General features: G+C 68.4%; 17 protein-coding genes and 1 pseudogene. 8 read left to right on the plus strand and 10 right to left on the minus strand.

The genetic code is table 11. The features are described from left to right. The 5 genes from leuC to BGO47_RS12690 all read right to left on the minus strand — a co-directional run bounded on the left by leuC (position 1) and on the right by BGO47_RS12690 (position 6,166). Positions 1-1,482 (minus strand): 3-isopropylmalate dehydratase large subunit, encoded by a 1,482-nt coding sequence (gene leuC, locus BGO47_RS12670; protein WP_292712440.1) that lies wholly within the window; start codon positions 1,480-1,482, stop codon positions 1-3. Positions 1,483-1,618: 136 nt separating this feature from the next. Further along, positions 1,619-2,722, minus strand: coding sequence for a TerC family protein (locus BGO47_RS12675; protein ID WP_292712442.1), 1,104 nt, complete (start codon positions 2,720-2,722; stop codon positions 1,619-1,621). Positions 2,723-2,993: 271 nt separating this feature from the next. Beyond that, on the minus strand, positions 2,994-4,655 hold the full coding sequence (locus BGO47_RS12680) for an MDR family MFS transporter (protein WP_292712456.1): 1,662 nt from the start codon (positions 4,653-4,655) through the stop codon (positions 2,994-2,996). 90 nt (positions 4,656-4,745) lie between these two features. Then, positions 4,746-5,258 carry a response regulator transcription factor gene (locus BGO47_RS12685; RefSeq protein ID WP_292712443.1) on the minus strand — a complete coding sequence of 171 codons (513 nt, stop codon included), beginning with the start codon at positions 5,256-5,258 and terminating at the stop codon, positions 4,746-4,748. Continuing rightward, positions 5,255-6,166 carry a histidine kinase gene (locus BGO47_RS12690; RefSeq protein ID WP_292712445.1) on the minus strand — a complete coding sequence of 304 codons (912 nt, stop codon included), beginning with the start codon at positions 6,164-6,166 and terminating at the stop codon, positions 5,255-5,257. Before BGO47_RS12690 ends, BGO47_RS12685 begins: the two co-directional genes overlap by 4 nt. A gap of 56 nt (positions 6,167-6,222) precedes the next feature. Between BGO47_RS12690 and BGO47_RS12695 the strand changes: the two are divergent. From BGO47_RS12695 to BGO47_RS12705, 3 genes and pseudogenes are all read left to right on the plus strand, one after another. After that, positions 6,223-6,477, plus strand: a pseudogene (locus BGO47_RS12695) (FtsX-like permease family protein); the annotation flags it as partial. 153 nt (positions 6,478-6,630) lie between these two features. Then, positions 6,631-7,188: a sigma-70 family RNA polymerase sigma factor gene (locus BGO47_RS12700; protein ID WP_292712447.1), complete on the plus strand. Its 558-nt coding sequence runs from the start codon at positions 6,631-6,633 to the stop codon at positions 7,186-7,188. Beyond that, on the plus strand, positions 7,185-8,270 hold the full coding sequence (locus BGO47_RS12705) for a DUF4349 domain-containing protein (RefSeq protein ID WP_292712449.1): 1,086 nt from the start codon (positions 7,185-7,187) through the stop codon (positions 8,268-8,270). The genes BGO47_RS12700 and BGO47_RS12705 overlap by 4 nt, the downstream gene beginning before the upstream one ends. A gap of 21 nt (positions 8,271-8,291) precedes the next feature. On the opposite strand, the gene BGO47_RS12710 is transcribed toward BGO47_RS12705, so the two are convergent. Next, positions 8,292-9,443, minus strand: coding sequence for an AAA family ATPase (locus BGO47_RS12710; RefSeq protein ID WP_292712450.1), 1,152 nt, complete (start codon positions 9,441-9,443; stop codon positions 8,292-8,294). 800 nt (positions 9,444-10,243) lie between these two features. On the opposite strand from BGO47_RS12710, the gene BGO47_RS12715 reads away from it, so the two are divergent. After that, positions 10,244-10,561, plus strand: a complete 318-nt coding sequence (locus tag BGO47_RS12715; RefSeq protein WP_195691657.1) for a hypothetical protein — start codon at positions 10,244-10,246, stop codon at positions 10,559-10,561. After that, a complete protein-coding gene (locus BGO47_RS12720; protein ID WP_195691658.1) occupies positions 10,558-11,607 on the plus strand; it encodes a zeta toxin family protein in 1,050 nt (349 codons plus the stop codon). The genes BGO47_RS12715 and BGO47_RS12720 overlap by 4 nt, the downstream gene beginning before the upstream one ends. Before the next feature lie 323 nt (positions 11,608-11,930). Here the strand turns inward: BGO47_RS12720 and BGO47_RS12725 are convergent, their stop codons facing one another. Both BGO47_RS12725 and BGO47_RS12730 read right to left on the minus strand, forming a co-directional pair. Next, positions 11,931-12,590, minus strand: a complete 660-nt coding sequence (locus BGO47_RS12725; RefSeq protein ID WP_228178110.1) for an arsenate reductase ArsC — start codon at positions 12,588-12,590, stop codon at positions 11,931-11,933. Between the two features lie 5 nt (positions 12,591-12,595). Beyond that, on the minus strand, positions 12,596-13,273 hold the full coding sequence (locus BGO47_RS12730; RefSeq protein ID WP_195694251.1) for a helix-turn-helix domain-containing protein: 678 nt from the start codon (positions 13,271-13,273) through the stop codon (positions 12,596-12,598). Between the two features lie 47 nt (positions 13,274-13,320). On the opposite strand from BGO47_RS12730, the gene BGO47_RS12735 reads away from it, so the two are divergent. From BGO47_RS12735 to chrA, 3 genes are read left to right on the plus strand one after another with little or no spacing between them, the layout of a single operon-like run. Further along, the gene (locus BGO47_RS12735) at positions 13,321-14,016 is read left to right on the plus strand and encodes an aquaporin (RefSeq protein WP_195691660.1); all 696 of its coding nucleotides are present in this window, start codon (positions 13,321-13,323) and stop codon (positions 14,014-14,016) included. Then, complete coding sequence (locus BGO47_RS12740) at positions 14,013-15,395, plus strand: FAD-dependent oxidoreductase (protein ID WP_195691661.1); 1,383 nt, start codon at positions 14,013-14,015, stop codon at positions 15,393-15,395. The genes BGO47_RS12735 and BGO47_RS12740 overlap by 4 nt, the downstream gene beginning before the upstream one ends. A 33-nt stretch (positions 15,396-15,428) precedes the next feature. Then, complete coding sequence (chrA, locus tag BGO47_RS12745; protein WP_195691662.1) at positions 15,429-16,646, plus strand: chromate efflux transporter; 1,218 nt, start codon at positions 15,429-15,431, stop codon at positions 16,644-16,646. A gap of 23 nt (positions 16,647-16,669) precedes the next feature. On the opposite strand, the gene BGO47_RS12750 is transcribed toward chrA, so the two are convergent. Together BGO47_RS12750 and BGO47_RS12755 are read right to left on the minus strand one after the other, a co-directional pair. Continuing rightward, complete coding sequence (locus BGO47_RS12750; RefSeq protein WP_195691663.1) at positions 16,670-17,395, minus strand: VIT1/CCC1 transporter family protein; 726 nt, start codon at positions 17,393-17,395, stop codon at positions 16,670-16,672. Between the two features lie 109 nt (positions 17,396-17,504). Next, positions 17,505-18,750 (minus strand): heavy metal translocating P-type ATPase (locus tag BGO47_RS12755; protein WP_292712452.1); only part of this gene is annotated, 1,246 nt, incomplete at its 5' end.

Raw genomic sequence — 18,750 nt, forward strand, 5'->3', positions numbered from 1 at the left:
TCAGGCCTCCGCTCCGCTTGTGACGACCGAATCGCTGGTGTCGAGCGGGTCGAGATCGCTCGGGCTCGACAGCGTCCCTCGCACTGCGGTCGCCGCCGCGACGAGCGGTGACACCAGGTGGGTGCGGCCGCCCTTGCCCTGGCGTCCTTCGAAGTTCCGGTTGGAGGTCGACGCGCACCGCTCACCGGGAGCCAGCTGGTCGGGGTTCATGCCCAGGCACATCGAGCACCCGGCGAACCGCCACTCTGCGCCGAACTCGGTGAAGACCTTGTCCAAGCCCTCGGCCTCTGCCTCCAGCCGGACCCGGGCAGACCCAGGAACGACCATGACCCTCACGTTCTCGGCCTTCGTGCGCCCCTTGATGATCGACGCGAACGCGCGCAGGTCTTCGATGCGGCTGTTGGTGCACGAGCCCATGAACACGGCATCCACCGGAACCTCCTTCAGAGGCGTCCCGGGAACCAGGTCCATGTACTCGATGGCGCGCTCCGCGGCGGCACGCTCGTTCGGGTCGCTGAACGACTCGGGCGAGGGGACGCTGTCACTGAGTGACACACCCTGACCAGGGTTGGTCCCCCACGTGACGAACGGCTCGAGCTCGTTCGCGTCGATGAAGACCTCGGCGTCGTAGACGGCCCCCTCGTCGCTCGGGAGCGTGCGCCAATAGGCGACGGCATCCTCCCAGTCCTGGCCCTTCGGGGCGTGAGGGCGTCCTTCGAGGTACGCGAAAGTGGTCTCGTCGGGCGCGACCATTCCTGCGCGGGCGCCGGCCTCGATCGACATGTTGCAGATCGTCATCCGACCCTCCATCGAGAGCGACCGGATGGCGGAGCCGCGGAACTCCAGGACGTAGCCCTGGCCTCCGTTGGTGCCGATCTTCGCGATCACGGCCAGGATGATGTCCTTGGCCGTCACGCCGGGCTTGAGCTCACCCTCGACCGTAATCGCCATCGTCTTGAAGGGCTTGAGCGGCAACGTCTGGGTCGCGAGCACGTGCTCGACCTCGCTCGTGCCGATGCCGAAGGCCATGGCACCGAAAGCGCCATGGGTCGAGGTGTGGGAGTCCCCGCAGACGACAGTGATGCCGGGCATCGTGAGGCCGAGCTGCGGGCCGACGACGTGAACGATGCCCTGTTCCTTGTCGCCGAGCGAATGCAGACGCACCCCGAACTCTTCGGCGTTACGACGCAGGGTTTCGATCTGGGTGCGGCTGGTGAGATCCGCGATCGGCTTGTCGATGTCGAGCGTCGGCGTGTTGTGGTCTTCGGTCGCGATCGTGAGATCAAGACGGCGCACCGGGCGCCCCTCGGCTCGCAGACCATCGAAGGCCTGCGGGCTCGTGACCTCGTGCACCAGGTGCAGATCGATGTAGATCAGGTCGGGCTGGCCGTTCTCCCCCTTCACGACTAGGTGGTCGTCCCATACCTTTTCAGCCAAGGTACGGGGGTGATCGGGAATGCCGACGTCAATGGATTCGCTCATGAACTCTTTCGTTCCAGGAAAGTGTGGTTCAAGCCCGCGACGAAACTCCGCGACGGGGATGGCCTGAGAACTAGGACCCGTCGCGGCCGCTAAGAAGGAGGCGAGCGATCCGCATTCGCTCAGACTACCACCGGTGTCAGGCGCGCTCGTCGGGGCTCTCGGTCGGTGCCGGAGCGTCCACCGTCGAGGGTGTGCCCTTCTCCTGCGCGACGACGGATGCCGCATCCGCCGCCCCAGCGGGTTCTGCCTGACCTGCAACGCGACGCTCCCGCGAGGATGCCACGAGGCTCGCGACAGTGGCCACAACCATCGAAATCACGATGACGCCGAGTGACATGAGCGTCGAGATCTCAGGCGCCCAGTCGATCGGCTCTCCCCCGTTAATGAACGGGAGCTCGTTCACGTGCATCGCGTGAAGGAACAGCTTCACGCCGATGAAGGCAAGGATGAACGCGATGCCGTAATGCAGGTAACGGAGGCGGTCAAGCAGATCGCCGAGCAAGAAGTAGAGCTGGCGCAGCCCCATGAGAGCGAAGATGTTCGCGGTGAACACGATGAAGGCGCTCTGGGTGATGCCGAAGATCGCGGGGATCGAATCGATCGCGAAGATGAGGTCGGTCACGCCGATCGCGACGAACACGATGATCATCGGCGTGAACATCTTCTTGCCATCGACCACGGTGCGGATCTTCGCGCCGTCGTAGTGGTCGCTGATGTCGACAGTGCGTCGCACCAGCCGAACGATGAAGTTCTCTTTCTTCACGTCTTCGTCATGATCCGCGCCAGGGAAGGCCTGCCGGTACGCGGTCCACACGAGGAACGCGCCGAAGATGTAGAAGACCCAACTGAAGTTCTCGATGATCGCGGCACCGGCGAGGATGAACAGGCCCCGCAGGATAAGGGCGATGATGATGCCCACCATCAGCACTTCCTGCTGATACCGGCGGGGCACCGCGAACTGGCTCATGATCAGGACGAAGACGAACAGGTTGTCGATCGACAGGCTGTACTCGGTGAGCCACCCGGCGACGAACTGTCCGGCGTACTCACCACCGGCTATCAGCCACATCACCCCCGCGAAGATCAAAGCGAGGGTCACGTAGAAGACCACCCAGAGCGTCGATTCACGCGTCGACGGAATGTGGGGGCGCTTGAGGATGATGAGGAGGTCAGCGAGCAAGATCAGCGTCAGAACGACGAGAGATCCGATCTCGAACCAGAGCGGGAGGGTCAGATCCACGAGGGCCTTTCACAGCAAGCGGGCAGGTGCGTGCACCGAAAGTCTCTCCCCCGCCGCGTGGCGGTGCGCGCCCGGGGCCGCCGGCCCGTGATGACGAACGCGCAAGATCGGGATACTCCCTCTCGCTCCCCCAGGATAGCGGTGCCCCAGCGATCCAATAGGCGCGCACAAAACCGCGGCGGCGAAGCTGCACGGTCGAAACGACAGTGGTGCAGCATCCGAATGGATGCCGCACCACTGCGCTGACGGTCCCGCTGGCGGGCGCTGACCGTCAGTCTGGGACGCCGGACGCGCTCCCTCTCGGGGAGGCGGCGGGGAGCAGCCCTTCCGTCCCGCTGGCTCCGTCGGCCGCGGCCGGCGGTACCTCTTGGAGCGCGGAATCTGCGCCCTCAGGTTCTTGGGTGCCTGTCTCGAGGGTCGAGCGCAGCGGAACCTCCTTGATGAAGGCCACGATGACAAGACCCGCTAGGACCATCGGGATCAACATCGCGAACACCGGGGTGAGAGCGTCGTTGTACGCACCGACGATGACCTCGCGGACCTGATCGGGCAGCGCATTGACTGCTGCAGGCGTAAAGGAGTTCGCATCTCCCGTTCCCGTACCTGCGGTCATCCGCTCCGTGAGCAGTTCGGTCAGGCGCGAGGTGAAGATTGCGCCCACGACGGCGCCGCCCAGCGACGCGCCGATCTCGCGGAAGAAGTTGTTCGAGGCTGTCGCTGTTCCCACTTGGGAGTCGGGGAAGGAGTTCTGCACCACGAGGATGAGGATCTGCATCGACAGACCGATTCCCGCACCGATGACGAACAGGTACGACATCAGCACCCATAGCGGCGTGTCGACGGTCAGCGTGGACAGAAGCCAGAGCCCGACCGCAATCACGATCATGCTCGCGATCGGCATCCACTTGTAGCGCCCGGTCTTGGAGGCAAGGAAGCCGGTTGTAATCGCGCTCGCCATGAGGCCCGCGATCATCGGCAGCATCATGAAGCCCGAGACCGTGGCGTTGACGCCGGTCACCATCTGCAGATAGGTCGGCAGGTAGGCGAGTGTTCCGAACATGGCAACACCGATGAACAGCCCGGCCGAGGTCGCGAGCACGAAGTTACGGGAGCGGAACAGCGAAAGCGGGATGATCGGCTCGGCAGCCTTGTATTCGGCCAGCACGAACAGTGCCGCGAAGATGACGGCGGTAGCGATCAGCCACAGGATGGTCGGCGAGTTCCAGTCGTACTCGGTGCCGCCCCACGAGGCGACCAGAATGATCGAGGTCACCGCGACAGCCATCGTGAGCGTGCCCCACACATCGAATCTGACCCTCACAGAATGCCGCGGGAGCTTCAGGAATACCGCTGCGAGCGCAATCGCGATCAGACCCAGCGGGACGTTGATCCAAAACGCCCACCGCCACCCGACACTCTCGGTGAACCATCCGCCCAGCAGCGGCCCGGCGATAGAGGAGATACCGAAGACAGCGCCCATGACGCCCATGTACTTCGAGCGCTCGCGGACGGGCACCACGTCGGCGATGATCGCCTGCGAGAGGATCATGAGCCCACCGCCGCCGATCCCCTGCACGGTGCGACCGATGATGAGCCAGGTCATGTCCTGTGCGGCACCGCCGACAATCGATCCGAGAACGAACACCGACAGAGCGCCGATGAACAGGCCCTTCCGGCCGATGAGGTCGCCGAGCTTGCCATAGATCGGCATCATGATCGTCGCGGCCACCAGGTACCCGGTCGTCACCCACAGCATGTGGTTCACACCGTCGAGTTCGCCGACGATCGTGGGCAACGCCGTCGAGAAGATGGTCTGGTCCAGCGACGACAGCAGCATGGCCACGAGCAGGCCAGCGAACACGAGCAAAACGCGGCGCTTGTCGGTAGCCGCGGAAGCCTCCTCGACGACCGAATCGTCGAGAGCCACAGTCATTTCCGTCACACAACGATCATTCGCCGAATGCCGCTGTGGCGCGTCCCGCAGCCGCGGCATCTTCGCGTACCGCGATCGCGGTACGCGAAGTCACTCCCCCGGCGTCAACAGCCCGGACTCGTAGGCGAGGATGACGAGCTGAGCGCGATCGTGAGCCTGTACCTTCGTCATGATGCGGTTCACATGGGTCTTGGCAGTGAGCGCCCGCGTCGCCGCCGGGGAGAGCAGCGCGTCGCCCACGTGAACCGAGCGCACCGCCCGCACAATGTCCTCGGGCTCTGCGCCCTTTCCCACGAAGGCGCTCGCACCGGCGCGAAGCGCCGAGATGAGGTTCTCGTCCTCCTCGAAGGTCGTCAGGACGAGAACCTTGGTCTGCGCGAGTGTGGGGTCCGAACAGATCTGGGCGGTCGCCGCGATCCCGTCGAGCTCAGGCATCCGGATATCCATCACAATGACATCCGGATGCAGCGTGCTGGCGAGTCTGACGGCCTCGAGCCCGTTGGAGGCTTGACCGACGACCGTGATGTCGTCGTGGGTGTCCAAGATGTCGACCACCGCCTGGCGAATCAGGGATTGGTCGTCCACGACCACGACAGCTGTCATTGCGTATCCTCCCGGCTCAGCGGCAATCGCGCCTCGACCTTCCAGCCGGCGGTTGCTGGGCCCGCGCTGACGGTACCGCGCACCGATGCCACGCGTTCCCGGAGTCCGACAAGACCGAGGCCCGAACCTGCAGCGTCGCGCCCACGCGCGGTGCCGGTATCCATCGGGTTGGACACGGTGACGACGACGGCATCCTTACCGACGTGCACGAGCACGTGCGCGCGGTGCTCGGTCCCGTGCTTGTGCGCGTTGGTCAGCGCCTCCTGAATCACGCGATAGGCCACGTGGCTCACCGCACCCGAGACGCGGGCCGGGTCGCCCTCGATGCGCGTGTGTACCTCGAGGCCGGATGCCGTGAACTGGTGCACGAGCTCGTCGAGGTGGTCGAGTCCGCCCTGGGGTCGGGATGTCGAATCAGCCGCGCCGTCGGCCCGCAGCATCGTCATGAGGTCGCCGATCTCGGCAAGAACGGTGCGCGCCGCAGCGCGAATCGTGGCCAGAGATTCCTTCGCCTTGTCGGGGCGCATATCAACCGCCGAGGAGGCCACACCTGCGTTGAGACTGATCACCGCGATCTGGTGCGCGACAGCGTCGTGCAGATCGCGGGCGATCCGCAGACGCTCCTCGCTCACCCGACGGCTGGCTTCGGCTTCCCGCGTTCGTTCAGCCCGCTCGGCTCGCTCCTGGATCGCCGCGATGTACGCGCGTCGAGATCGCGCGCCATCACCCGCAGCTGTGCCGAGCGCGACGATGAGTCCGAACTGCAAGATGCGGGGATCGACGATGCTCCCCACCGAGCCGAGAAACGCCAGCAGGACGATAGCGGCTGTCGCGCACGCCCCCACCGTAAAGCCCCGACGCCTACTGACTCGCGCGGCGACATGGAACACGGCGGCAGCCAGAGCCACCGCGATTCCCGGCGAGAGCGTGCCAGCGAGCGCCGCAGCCGTTCACGCTCTTCAGCCTCGAAGCTGCCTTCCTCGGATTCCTCGGCAGCGCGATCGGTGCCGTCATCGCGATGATCGTCGGAACAGGAGTCAGCGGCGCGCTATCGACATCGCTGCTCGCCGATCTGCCGGGACTGACGCTGATCGCCTTCGATCCTGCGTCGATCGCAACGATCATCATCCTCGTCATGGCGATCGCCTTCCTCTCCGGAACGCTTCCGGCCGCCCGTGCGGCCCGGGCCGACCCTGTGGATTCGCTGCGGTACGAGTAATCACCGCGCAGGAGGGGCATCCGGTCATCGATCGGGTGCCCCTCCTGTCGTTTCCCCATCTCGAAGACCCGTGAGACGAATCGCCGGATGCCGACACTGACGGTGTGAGAGACAATGAGGCGCGCCGACTCGCGGTGCGATACAGGGGAACCGATGACCGATTCAGTGACCACGGGAGACGCCGAACTCGTCGCCCGAGCCGCAGGCGGCAGCGAACAGGCGTTCCGACAGCTGTATCGCGCCTACGTTCGGCCCGTGTATTGGATCGCGCACCGGCTCCTGGGCGATCCCTCGGATGCCGAGGATGTCGTGCAGGAGACCTTCGTCGTCGCCTGGCGGAAGCTCCCGGAGCTCGACCTCGCGTCGGACTCGCTGCTGCCGTGGCTGGCAACCATCTGCCGATTCCAGTCGGCGAACCGGATGCGCGCGCAGCGAAGGGACCGCGAACAGGCGGGAGCGGTGGCAGATGACACCATCCCGGCGACGGTGAATGTCGAGCAGCAGATGATCGACGAGGAATACCTTCGCCTGATCGCTGCCGAGATCGCGACCCTCTCCGACACTGACCGCGAGATCCTGCGGCTGTGTGCGGCGGAAGGTTACGCCTACAGTGCCGCGGCCGAGCAGCTCGGCATCCCGCACGGAGCTGTTCGCAACCGTCTCTCCCGCATCCGCACGCGTTTGCGGACCGTTGCCAAGGAGAGCACATGAACACCGACAATCCCCAGAGTTCCACCGCGGACCGACTCCCTCTCCTGGATGACGAGCGCGTCGCTGTTATCGAAGATGGGGTCTTCACGACCATCGAAAGTGAGCGCGCGGCATCCGTTCGGCGCTCTGTGGCTCGTGGCCGAGTGTGGATGGCGGGTGCGGCCGCGGCTGCGGTCGTGGCCGTCGCCGCCATCATCGCGCCGACCGTTCTCAGCGGGCTGAGCACGAATGAGAGCGGAGCGGCGGGCCTCATGCCCGCAGATATGCCCGTGGACGGCGGCATGTCGGGAAGTGAGATCGCACTCACTGACGGAGCGGTCGTCGACGGCTCGGGCGGTGGGAAGGCAATGGATTCCGCCATCGGCGAGTCCGGTCGTTCGATCATCGCCTCGTCGTCCGCCACCGTCGTGGTCGACGACGTTCGTGCCGCGGCTGACCAGATCGCGACCGCCGCCGACGGGCGCGGCGGGTACGTCGAATCGATGAGCATCGGGTCCGGTTACACGGGGATGCCCGTCGATCTGGCCGACCCGACCGTCGCCGTCACGAACGGGTGGATCACCGTGCGTATTCCCGCCGATGAGCTTGCCGACGCGATGGCCGACCTGGAGCAGGTGGGCGAGGTGACCGCATCCTCGATCGACCGATTCGATGTCACCGACCAGGTGGTCGACCTGCAGGCACGTGTGGATGCCGCGCAGGCATCCGTCGACCGCCTGCTCGAGCTGATGGGGCAGGCAGGGTCGGTTTCGGACCTGATCGCCGCCGAGTCGGCTCTCGCCGAGCGGCAGGCAACCCTCGAGTCCTACCAGCAGCAGCTCGAATCGCTCGAGGATCAGGTCGCGATGTCGTCGCTGAACGTGTCGCTCACCGTGCGCCACGAGGCGGTCGACGCAAACCCCGCCGGCTTCTGGGATGGCCTCGTCGCCGGCTGGAACGGCCTGGTCGCAACGCTCAACGGCATCGTCGTCGCGCTCGGCTTCCTCATCCCCTGGATTGCGGTGGTCGCTGTCATCGGCGGAGCGGTCTGGGGGATCATCGTGCTCGTGCGCCGGCGGCGCCGCCCCTCCGCTGAGGAGTGAGCTCGGGACGGTCGCCAGCACTCAGCGCGTGGGCCAGACCCACGCAGGCGCGTCAAGCGAGCCCTGACCCTGAACCTGCGTCTCACCGCCTGACTTCTCGAGCGTGTGTACCGTCGCGCCAGAGTTGGCCAGCGCGTCAACGAGCGGCTTCGAGTGGGAGACCACGATGATCTGGGAACGGGCTGCCGCATCCACGAGCATCGCCGCAAGTGGCTCGAGGATGCTGGGATGCAGGCTGGTCTCCGGTTCGTTGACGGCGATGAGGCTCGCGGGCCTCGTGCTCATGAGTGCTGCGACCCACACGAGGTAGCGCAGCGTCCCGTCCGACAGCTCGGGCGCAGACAGGGGCCGCAGCATCCCCGGCTGTCGCAGCGAGAGCTCGAAACGCCCCGCGTGGTCAGTGATCGACAGGCGACTGCCGGGAAGTGCGAGCTCAATCGCTGCGTCGAGCGCATCGGCATCCCCCTGCTCCCGGATGGTCTGCAGCGCGGAGGCGAGGTCGCTCCCGTCGGATGCCAGGATCGGGGTGCGTGTCCCGATAGCGGGCCGCCGAGCGGGAGCATCCGCGTCGGTACGGACCGCGTCATAGAAACGCCAGTCGCGTAGGCCGGAGCGAAGCCCCAAGACTTCGGGTGCGGCCTCGATGTCGCCGAACTCCGCCAACATGCTCTCCCACGGAGCGAGTGGTCGCTGCACCATGTGCCAACCGGCGTCGGTACGGATGCGGTAGATCGCGCCGCGTCGCTCGCAGATGAGGGAGCCGTTACGAAGAACAGGCCCACCCCAGACGGCCTCTGCCTTGATCTCGGGGTCTGCGCCGAACATCGTCGGGGCCGGGATCGGGATGCCAAGATCCATCGCGTAACCGAAACCCGCGGCATCCGACCCGTAACCCAGCCGCAGCGCGATCGGTCCTTTCCGCACCGTGCCCTGCACGGGACCGCTCGTCGGCGCGCCGGACTCGGGTCCCGCCCATAACGTTCCGGGAAAGCCACCTTCAGCGGCAAGGGCACGGATGGCGCCTTCCCTGGCCGCAGCTCCCAGAAGTCGCAACGACCGATACAGGCTCGACTTTCCGCTCCCGTTCGCGCCGGTCACAACTGTCAGCGGCGAGAGCGGCAGGACCAGACTCCGGATGGAGCGGTAGCCGTCGATCGCCAGTGTGGTCAGCACAGCCGCCAGCCTACGTCGGTGCTCGGACACCTTTCGGCAGCACCCGGATGCTTCGCCTGACCTACCCGAGGTAGGAGGAATCCTGGGCGTAGGACGCTTGAGCGCTCAAACGTCCTACGCCTGCGATTTCGCCTACATTCGTGGGCTACCCCGCAGCGTCTCCGCCGCGCGGGTCGGCGGTCCGAACGCACGAAAGCCCGGTACGAGACCGGGCTTTCGTGCGTTGGTGACCCCAGCGGGATTCTCCCCGCCGCCACTCCGCGAGCCGCTGCGCGCCTCGCGGAGCCTCCGGCGGCGTGGGCCCAACCCGGATAAGTTGCGAGACAACAACAGGCATCCCGAACACACGAAAGCCCGGTACGAGACCGGGCTTTCGTGTGTTGGTGACCCCAGCGGGATTCGAACCCGCGTTACCGCCGTGAGAGGGGAATAGGCTCCCCCGGAACTGCGTGCCCGACCCGGTTCTGCCCTGTGTTTACTGGGGTTCCGCGTGCGTCGAGTGCGTCGCGGAAAGTCCTGTCGTCAGCGTTCGTTGCCAAAATGTTGCCACGTTTGCGCCCCTCCAGAGGCGGGTAATCCTGGTGCCTCTGCGCGCCTGCCGAGTGTGCCGAGTAGCGAACTCACGTTCCCGCGCCTGACCCGCTCTACCAGCTTGCGGGGTCGTGGCGGATGCCGCAACACCACGTCGCTGCGCTCGGATGTTGCACCCTCCGTCCCGACCCGCGAACAGCAGGGAGCGGGTCCGGGGCGGGAGCGGACCGGGGAGGTAGAATGAGCAACGACGAAGCAGAGGTGATCCCATGAGCGTGACGATTCCGAGCGCGATCCCGGCCGAGTCCCTGCGCGCCTGGTACGACGACGAGCCCCGCGTGAGCGATGTGGCCCTCTACGACATGACCGCCCAGGGCGCGACCACCCTGGCCTCCGTCCTGATCGAACGGCAGCTCGCCACGACCGACGAGCGCGAGCGCGAGTATTGGGCCGCGCGGGTGCGCCTGGTGAACCAGCAGCGCACGGCGCTGGACCCCGACGACCGGCTCGGGCTGATCGCCCAGCAGCAGGCATGGCTCGATGAGATCGACGCCCTGACCGGCCAGGCGAGCCGCCGGATCGCGTGACCGAACCCGTCGCCTCCGACGAGGCGCGGCTGCGGCAGGTGTTCGACGCCACCGCGCGGCAGGCGATCTTCCCGCCGGTCCCGACCGGCGACCGGCTCCTGGTACTGCTCGGCGGCCAGCCCGCCGCGGGCAAGACGAGGGCGCAGGCGGCGATCCTCGCGGAGCACCCCGAGCTGGTGTCCATCACCGGGGATGACCTGCGCGCCTACCACCCCGGCTACCGGGATCTCGCGGTGAACGACCCGCTGGCGATGCCGGCCGCGACCGCGCCAACCTCCAGCGGGCTCATCCGCCTCGCCCTGGACCATGCGATCGAGCACGGCTACCCGGTGCTGCTGGAAGGCACCTTCCGCGATCCAGCGATGGTCATCGACACCGCGGCCCGGTTCGCGGAGGCCGGTTACCGGGTCGAGGTCGTCGCCGTCGCCATGCCCGCCCCGGTGTCGCGCCTGGCCGCGGAAGAACGGTTCCTGCGCGCCCGGCGCGGCGAGGTCGGCCGCTGGACCCCGCCCGAGGCGCACGAGACGGCGCTGGCCGGCTCACCCGAGGTCGTGGCCGCGCTGGAGGCCCTGCCCGCCGTCGCCCGCATCCAGGTCTACACCCGCGACCGCCGCCTCTACGACAACCGCCGCACCGAATCCGGCGCATGGGAGCACGAGCCCCACGCGGCCGAGGTGCTGCGCAGCGAGCAGACCCGAGAGCTCACCCCGGTCGAGGCCGTTGCCTGGCTCGCGGACTACGGCGCCGTATTCGGCGCCGCTCACGCCCGGCGCGGCTACCTCAGTCCGAGGACCGCGTCGGCCTACCGGCGGCTGCAAGACGACGCCGCCCGCATGATCGAGCTGGCCGCCTCCGACCCCAGTGCCGACGTGCGGGCGCTGGAAGAGCAGCAGACCCACCGCCGGATCGCACTGAAGGTCGCCGTGCCCGAGCCGCCGGGGATCGTCGGACGGATCGGGCAGACCCTTCGGCGCTCACTCCCGCCCTATCGTCCAGCTCCGTCGCGTGACGCGCCCGGTAACGAACCACCGAGCATCGGACGCTGAGAAGACGCCTATCGTTCCCCCACTCACGACGACGACGTGGGAGTAGAACTGTTCGACACCCCTGTCCCCGCCGGATCACGAAAGCACGTTCTGGCCCGTAAAACACGGGCGAGTCGCCGGGTGGCCGCGTGGACAACTCCCTCAGGATTCACGGACCTACGCGGTCGGTAGCACATGAGAACGAGCCTGCCGAGACGCCGCCAAACCCGATACCCGAGTCTGCGCGATCGCGCCGGATGTCACAAGCCGGTTCGGGCATTGCGGCCTCCGCCCCGACCCCGCGACTGGCAGGGAGCGGGTCCGGTGCTTGTGGAAGTCGACTGTCAGGCGCGGGAGGGGACGCCGAGTTCGGCCAGCAGGTTCAGCACGCGGCGCTCGATCTCGTCGCGCACCGGCCGCATCCCGTCCGGGGTCCAGCCCGCGGGATCGGGTAGCGTCCATTCCTCGTACCGCTTGCCGGGGAAGATCGGGCAGGCGTCGCCGCAGCCCATCGTGATCACCGCGTCCGCCGCCCGCACGATCTCGTCGGTCCAGGGCTTGGGGAACTCGCCGGCGATGTCGATGCCCCGTTCGGCCATGACCTGAACGGCGACCGGGTTGATCTGCTCGCCGGGCTCGGAGCCGCCGGACCAGCCGATCGCCCGGTCGCCGGCGTGGTGCTGGAAGAAGCCGAGGGCCATCTGCGAGCGGCCGGCGTTGTGGACGCACAGGAACAGCACGGTCGGCGTGCCCGTCAGGTGCATCCCGTCGACCTTGGCGAGCGCGCGCAGCCGCTGCCGGGCGAACTTCTCGGTCAGCAGCGGCAGATAGGTCGGCACCGTCGCACGGGCGGCGAGGTCGGTGTAGGAGGCGTGCAGGAAACGGTCGATCGTCTCCCGCCCGAAGGTGCCCTCGAACTCCCGCGTCAGGCGCTCGGCGCTGGTGGCGAGGCCCGCTTCCTGGTCGATGGTGATCGTCGCGTGGCGCTCGTGCTCGTCTGGCATCGTCGTCATCCCTTCGTCGTGGTCAGCCGGGGCGCGAGGCTCTGGATGCGGGCGGCGATGTCCTCGAACGCCGCGTCGAAGGCGGCGTCCGTCCCGTCGCGCACCGGGTCCGGCACCGACCAGTGCACGCAGCCGGCGTCGCCGAGTTCTTCGTGCGCGGTGTCGCACACGGTCACCACGAAATCGTCCGCGCCGAGCACGTCGTCCAGCGCGCGCGGGGCGCGGGCTCGCAGGGTGAGGCCGTGTCGGTCCGCGGCGGCGATCGCGCCCGGCTCGATCTGCGCGGCCGGGTGCGTGCCGGCCGAGGCCACCGGGATATCGCTGCTGCCGTGCCAGAGCGCAGCGGCGAGCTGGGATCGGGCCGAGTTGCCGGTGCAGACGAACACCACCCGCCGCACCCCGAGCATCGGGGAAGGGGTGAGGCCGTCGAGCGCGCCGGGCGCGAGGTGGAGGTAGGTGCGGCGCCGGTCGGCCTCCGACCGCGTCCGCACGATCAGCCCTGCCTGTTCGAGCTGGTTCAGGTGATGGGCGAGCAGGCTCGATGAGACACCCAGCTCGCCTTGCAGCTCGACCGGGGCGACATCGCCCAGGGTGAGCAGGTCCACGATCCGCAGCCGCACAGGATCGGCCAGCGCCGCATACCGCGCGACCCGACCCGCAAGGCAAGTTTCCTCAATGTTCATTACCTCAAGTTTGACTGAGCGAACCGGATTCGTCAAGATGGGCAGCGATGAACACCACCACGACCGAGGCCGTCCCGCTGTGGCGGCGTGCTGCCGCTGAGCTGCTGGGCGCCGGCCTGCTGGTGACGGTCGTGGTCGGTTCCGGCATCGCCGCCTCGCGTCTCTCGCCCGGCGATGTGGGCTTGCAGCTCCTGGAGAACTCGATCGCCACCGCGCTCGGCCTGACCGTCCTCATCCTGATCTTCCAGCCCGTCTCCGGCGCGCACCTGAACCCGGTCGTCACCCTCGCCGACCGCGCCCTCGGCGCACGGCACGGCGGCGGCGAGATCGCCGTCTACGCTGGCGCTCAGATCGTCGGCGGCATCGGTGGGGCGCTGCTGGCGAACCTCATGTTCGCCGTGCCGGCCGCGCTGTCGGTGACCGACCGGGCGGCACCGGGGCAGGTGCTCGGCGAGGTCGTCGCCACCGCCGGGCTGATCCTCACGATCTTCGCCCTGGCTCGCACCGGCCGCGCGGCGCTGGTCGCCCCGGCGGTCGGTGCCTACATCGGCGCCGCGTACTGGTTCACCTCGTCCACCTCGTTCGCCAACCCCGCCGTGACCATCGGCCGGATCTTCACCGACACCTTCGCCGGCATCGCCCCGACCTCCGCGCTGTGGTTCCTCGCCGCCCAGGTCGTCGGCGCGGTCGTCGGCGTCGGGCTTGTGTTCCTGCTGTTCCCGAATCGAAAGGCCCAGCCATGACCCATCTGATCGCCATCGGCGGCTCCGACGCCGGTATCTCCGCCGCGCTCCGTGCCCGCGAACTCGACCCGACCACCGACGTGACGGTGGTGGTGGCGGACGAGTACCCGAACTTCTCCATCTGCGGCATCCCCTACTACTTCACTGGCGAGGTCGCCCCGTGGCAGTCGCTCGCGCACCGCACGAGCGCTGACTTGGAGGCCACCGGGATGCGGCTGCGGCTCAACACTTTCGCCACGGGCATCGACGTCGCCGGGCAGCGGCTCACTGTCCGCACCCCGGACGGCATCTTCGAGGATCTGGCCTACGACGAGCTGATCGTCGGCACCGGCGCGCTCCCGTCCCACGCCGGCATCGCCGGCCTCGATGCGCTGACCCCGGAGGACGGGGTGCATGTCATTCATTCGATGGGTGACACTTTCGCCCTCGACCACGACCTCACTACCCGGCAGCCGCAGTCTGCGATCATCGTCGGCGCCGGCTACGTCGGCCTGGAGATGGCCGAAGCCTTCATCACCCGCGGGATGCAGGTCACCCAGCTCCAGCGCGGACCCGAAGTGCTCTCCACCCTCGACCCCGAGCTCGGCGCCCTCGTCCGCGACGAACTCACGACGCATGGCGTCGAGGTCGTCACCGGCTCGACCGTGACCGGGATCGAGAAGACCCCGGTCGGGCTCACCGTCACCGGCACCCGCGACGGGCAGCCCTTCGCACAGACCGCGGACCTCGTGCTCGTGGTCGTCGGGGTGCGGCCGAACACCGAGCTGCTCGAGCAGGCCGGAGCGAGCCTCGGCGCGGGCCGCGCCGTCGTGGTCGATGAGCACATGCGCACCGGGCTCCCGCACGTCTGGGCCGCCGGCGACGGCATCATCACGCATCACCGCCTCCTCGGCGCGACCTATCTGCCGCTGGGGACGACCTCGCACAAGCAGGGCCGCATCGCAGGAGAGAATGCTCTCGGCGGCGACCGAGCCTTCGCGGGGTCGGTCGGCACCCAGGTCGTCAAGGTCTTCGACCTCGTCGCCGCCCGAACCGGCCTGCGCGACCACGAGGCGATCGCCGCCGGCTACGCGGCAGCAACGATCACCGCGGCCGCGGACGACCACAAGCGGTACTACCCCGGTGCCCACCCGATCCACTTCCGCATCACCGGGGACACCGGCGACGGGCGTCTGCTCGGCGCGCAGCTCGTCGGGCGGCGCGGCACCGAGGTCGCCAAGCGGGTCGACACCTTCGCCACCGCCCTCTATGCCGGGTTGACCATCGGGCAGTTCGATGACCTCGACCTCTCCTACACCCCGCCGCTCGGCTCTCCGTGGGATGCCGTGCAGCTCGCGGCGCAGGCGTGGTCGGCCGCGAATGCCAGGGTGCTGGTCTAGTGAGCGTCAAGTGACTGGGGCAGACTGAGCGCGATGAGCCTTTCCCCCTCGACCGGCGGGCGCCGCCACCCCGGCACGGTCGGAGAGGTGTTCCTCGTGTTCCTGCGCCTGGGACTGACCTCCTTCGGCGGCCCGGTCGCGCACCTGGGGTACTTCCGCGAGGCGTTCGTGGAGCGGCGCAAGTGGCTGGGCGACCGCGCCTACGCGGACCTGGTGGCGCTGTGCCAGTTCCTGCCCGGCCCCGCATCCAGTCAGGTCGGCATGGCGATCGGGCTGCAGCGCGCAGGGTTCGGCGGGCTGCTGGCGGCGTGGGCGGCGTTCACCCTGCCGTCGGCGATCCTGCTGGTCGCGTTCGCCTACGGGGTCACGGCGCTCGGTGACCTGTCCGGCGCCGGATGGATTCACGGGGTGAAGGCCGCCGCGGTCGCGGTCGTCGCCCACGCCGTGCTGGGCATGGCGAGAACCCTCACCCCGGACGCGAAGCGGGCCACGATCGCCGTGGCGGGCATGATCGTCGTCCTGCTCGTCCCGAGCGCGTTCGCACAGGTCGCCGTGATCGCCGCCGCGGGAGTCGTCGGGCTGGTGTGGCTGCGCCCGCAGGCCGCCACGGCATCGGAGTCGGAGCCATTCGTCGTGCGGGTGCCTCGCTGGGCCGCGATCGGGAGCCTGGCCTTTTTCGTGATCCTGCTCGCGGGCCTCCCCCTGCTCGTGTCCGCCACTGAGAACGGGGCGGTACGCTTATTCGACGTGTTCTACCGGGCTGGGGCACTCGTGTTCGGCGGCGGTCACGTCGTGCTGCCGCTGCTGGAGGCCGGGACCGTGCAGACCGGCCTCGTCGACCACGACGTGTTCCTCGCCGGCTACGGTGCCGCGCAGGCGGTCCCCGGTCCCTTGTTCACCTTCGCCGCCTACCTCGGCGCCGCGACTACCAGCCCGCCGTCCGGGCTGCTCGGCGCCGCGATCGCGCTGGTCGCGATCTTCCTCCCCGCGACACTGCTCGTGGTCGGGGTGCTGCCGTTCTGGGACCGGCTGCGTCGCGCTCCACTCGCGCAGCGGGCGCTCATGGGCGTGAACGCCGGCGTGGTGGGGATCCTCGCCGCAGCGCTCTACACGCCGGTGTTCACCGAAGGGGTCACATCGGTCGCGGCCCTCGGGATCGCCGCCGCCGGGTTCGTCGCCCTGACCTCGTGGAAGGCGCCGGCGTGGGCGGTCGTCATCGCCGCGGGCCTCATCGGCTGGGCCGTACTGTGAGCAAGGGGTGAGTCCGCGCCGCCTCAGCCGACGACCGTGCCGAACAGGGAGCCGACCAGGAAGGTCGCTCCCAGGGCGAGCGCACCGCCGATCACCAGGCGCACCACGGCCCGCCACCGATGAGAGCCGCCGATCCAGGCCGCGACGTATCCGGTGACCGCCAGGGCGAGGAGCACGGCAACGAAGGTCCACACGATGCGCGCCGGGTGCGGCAGCAGCAGGATCGTCAGCAGCGGCAGCACGGCGCCGATCGTGAACGCGATCAGCGAGGCGAAGGCGGCGTGCCAGGGGCTGACGACGTCCTCCTGGTCGATGTTCAGCTCGAGCGCCAGGTGGGCCTTGAGCGCGTCGCGCTCGGTCAGCTCCGTCGCCACCAGGCGGGCGGTTCCGGGGGTGAGGCCCTGCTCCTCGTAGAGCCCGACCAGCTCCTCGAGCTCGACCTCGGGATCCTCCTCCAGCTCGCGCCGCTCCTTCTGGATGAGAGCCCGCTCGCTGTCCCGCTGGCTGGACACCGAGACGTACTCGCCGAGCGCCATTGAGATAGCCCCGCCGACCAGGGCCGCGGCCCCCGCCAGCAACACTGGCGTGACCTCCGCTGTCGCTCCGGCGACACCGACGACGACCGCCGCCGTGGACACGATCCCGTCGTTCGCTCCCAGCACTCCTGCGCGCAGCCAGTTGAGTCGCTGCGCGAGCCCCGTTGCGTGAGGCTCGCCGGAATGCCGGTATGGAGGGGATTGCGTCGTCACGGCTCCTCACGGTAGTTCGGTAGTTCTCCTGCCGCCAGGAAGGAGAGGCAACCCTGCACCTCGGCTCTTCGCCCGCAGATTCCAGTCGTGGTGCTCGGGTTTCAGAGCGTCACACGCGGTGCGAGTCGGACTCCGTGTCGGATCGGCGTGACGGCGGCGGTGCGGCAGCGGGGAGTCCGCTCGGCGGGCCGCCCAGCGCGCGGAGCGCGTAGAGGATCGTGGCGAGGTCCACGAGCTCCTGCGTGAGAGCGCCGGCGACGGCGGGGATGGCGCCCGTCATGGCGATGACCATGAGGACCACGCTGAGACCGATGCCGAGCCATATCGCCGTCAGCGCGACGCGAAGCGTGTGCCGCCCGATCGACACGGCGTCGACCACCTTGCTGAGCGAGTCGACAAGGATCACCACGTCAGCGGCATCGCCGGCCGCGGTCGCGCCTTTCGCGCCCATCGCAACGCCGATGTCGGAGGCGGCCAGCACCGGGGCGTCGTTCACCCCGTCGCCGACCATCATCACGGGTCGTGGATGCAGGTCGGCCGCGAGATGAACCTTCTCTGGCGGAAGGAGCTCGGCATGCACCTCGTCGATCCCGGTCTGCCGCGCGATCGATTCGGCTGTCGCACGAGTGTCTCCCGTGAGCATGACGATCCGTTCGACACCGTTCGCGCGCAGCCACGACACCACCGCGACGGACTCCGGGCGGGGATCGTCGGCGAGCACGAGGACGCCGGCGAACCGGCCGTCGATGGCGACGTAGGCCGCGGCCTCGCCCGTCGTCAGGTCTGCGCGCACCGTGTCGGCCGCCACTGACGCGACGTAGGAGGGCTTCCCCACGACGACCGTTCGCCCCCCGATCACCGCGGTCACACCATTCGTGGCGACCTCACTGGCCTCCTCGGCCGCGAGAAGGTCGATGCCGCGCTCGACCGCGGCCCGGCGGATGCTGTCTGCGAGCACATGCGACGAGTACTGTTCAGCAGACGCGGCGAGCTGCAGCAGTTCGCCCGCCTCGAAGCCGCCGACAGGGCGAACGTCAACGAGGGTCGGCTGGCCCTGCGTCAGCGTTCCGGTCTTGTCGAAGGCCGCGGACTGCACTCGGGCGAGCTGTTCTACGACACCTCCGCCCTTCATGATCACGCCGGCCTTCGCGGCCCGCGAGAGCCCGCCGAGGAACGCGACCGGTGCAGCGATCAGCAGCGGGCACGGCGTCGCTAGCACCAGCACCTCAGCGAAGCGCGTCGGATCGCCCGATACCGCCCACGCTATGCCGGCCAGGGCGAGCGAGACGGCCGTGAAGGGGATCGCAAACCGATCCGCGAGCCGCACGACGGGCGCACGCGAGTCCTCCGCGGCA

It is taken from the genome of Microbacterium sp. 67-17 (genome assembly GCF_001898325.1).
GTDB lineage: Bacteria > Actinomycetota > Actinomycetes > Actinomycetales > Microbacteriaceae > Microbacterium > Microbacterium schleiferi.

Coding starts and splice junctions, on each gene's coding strand:
- leuC (WP_292712440.1), bottom strand. CDS start 1,482: ATGAGCGAATCCATTGACGTCGGCATTCCCGATCACCCCCGTACCTTG.
- BGO47_RS12680 (WP_292712456.1), bottom strand. CDS start 4,655: ATGACTGTGGCTCTCGACGATTCGGTCGTCGAGGAGGCTTCCGCGGCT.
- BGO47_RS12685 (WP_292712443.1), bottom strand. CDS start 5,258: ATGACAGCTGTCGTGGTCGTGGACGACCAATCCCTGATTCGCCAGGCG.
- BGO47_RS12700 (WP_292712447.1), top strand. CDS start 6,631: ATGACCGATTCAGTGACCACGGGAGACGCCGAACTCGTCGCCCGAGCC.
- BGO47_RS12705 (WP_292712449.1), top strand. CDS start 7,185: ATGAACACCGACAATCCCCAGAGTTCCACCGCGGACCGACTCCCTCTC.
- BGO47_RS12715 (WP_195691657.1), top strand. CDS start 10,244: ATGAGCGTGACGATTCCGAGCGCGATCCCGGCCGAGTCCCTGCGCGCC.
- BGO47_RS12725 (WP_228178110.1), bottom strand. CDS start 12,590: ATGCCAGACGAGCACGAGCGCCACGCGACGATCACCATCGACCAGGAA.
- BGO47_RS12730 (WP_195694251.1), bottom strand. CDS start 13,273: ATGAACATTGAGGAAACTTGCCTTGCGGGTCGGGTCGCGCGGTATGCG.
- BGO47_RS12735 (WP_195691660.1), top strand. CDS start 13,321: ATGAACACCACCACGACCGAGGCCGTCCCGCTGTGGCGGCGTGCTGCC.
- BGO47_RS12740 (WP_195691661.1), top strand. CDS start 14,013: ATGACCCATCTGATCGCCATCGGCGGCTCCGACGCCGGTATCTCCGCC.
- chrA (WP_195691662.1), top strand. CDS start 15,429: ATGAGCCTTTCCCCCTCGACCGGCGGGCGCCGCCACCCCGGCACGGTC.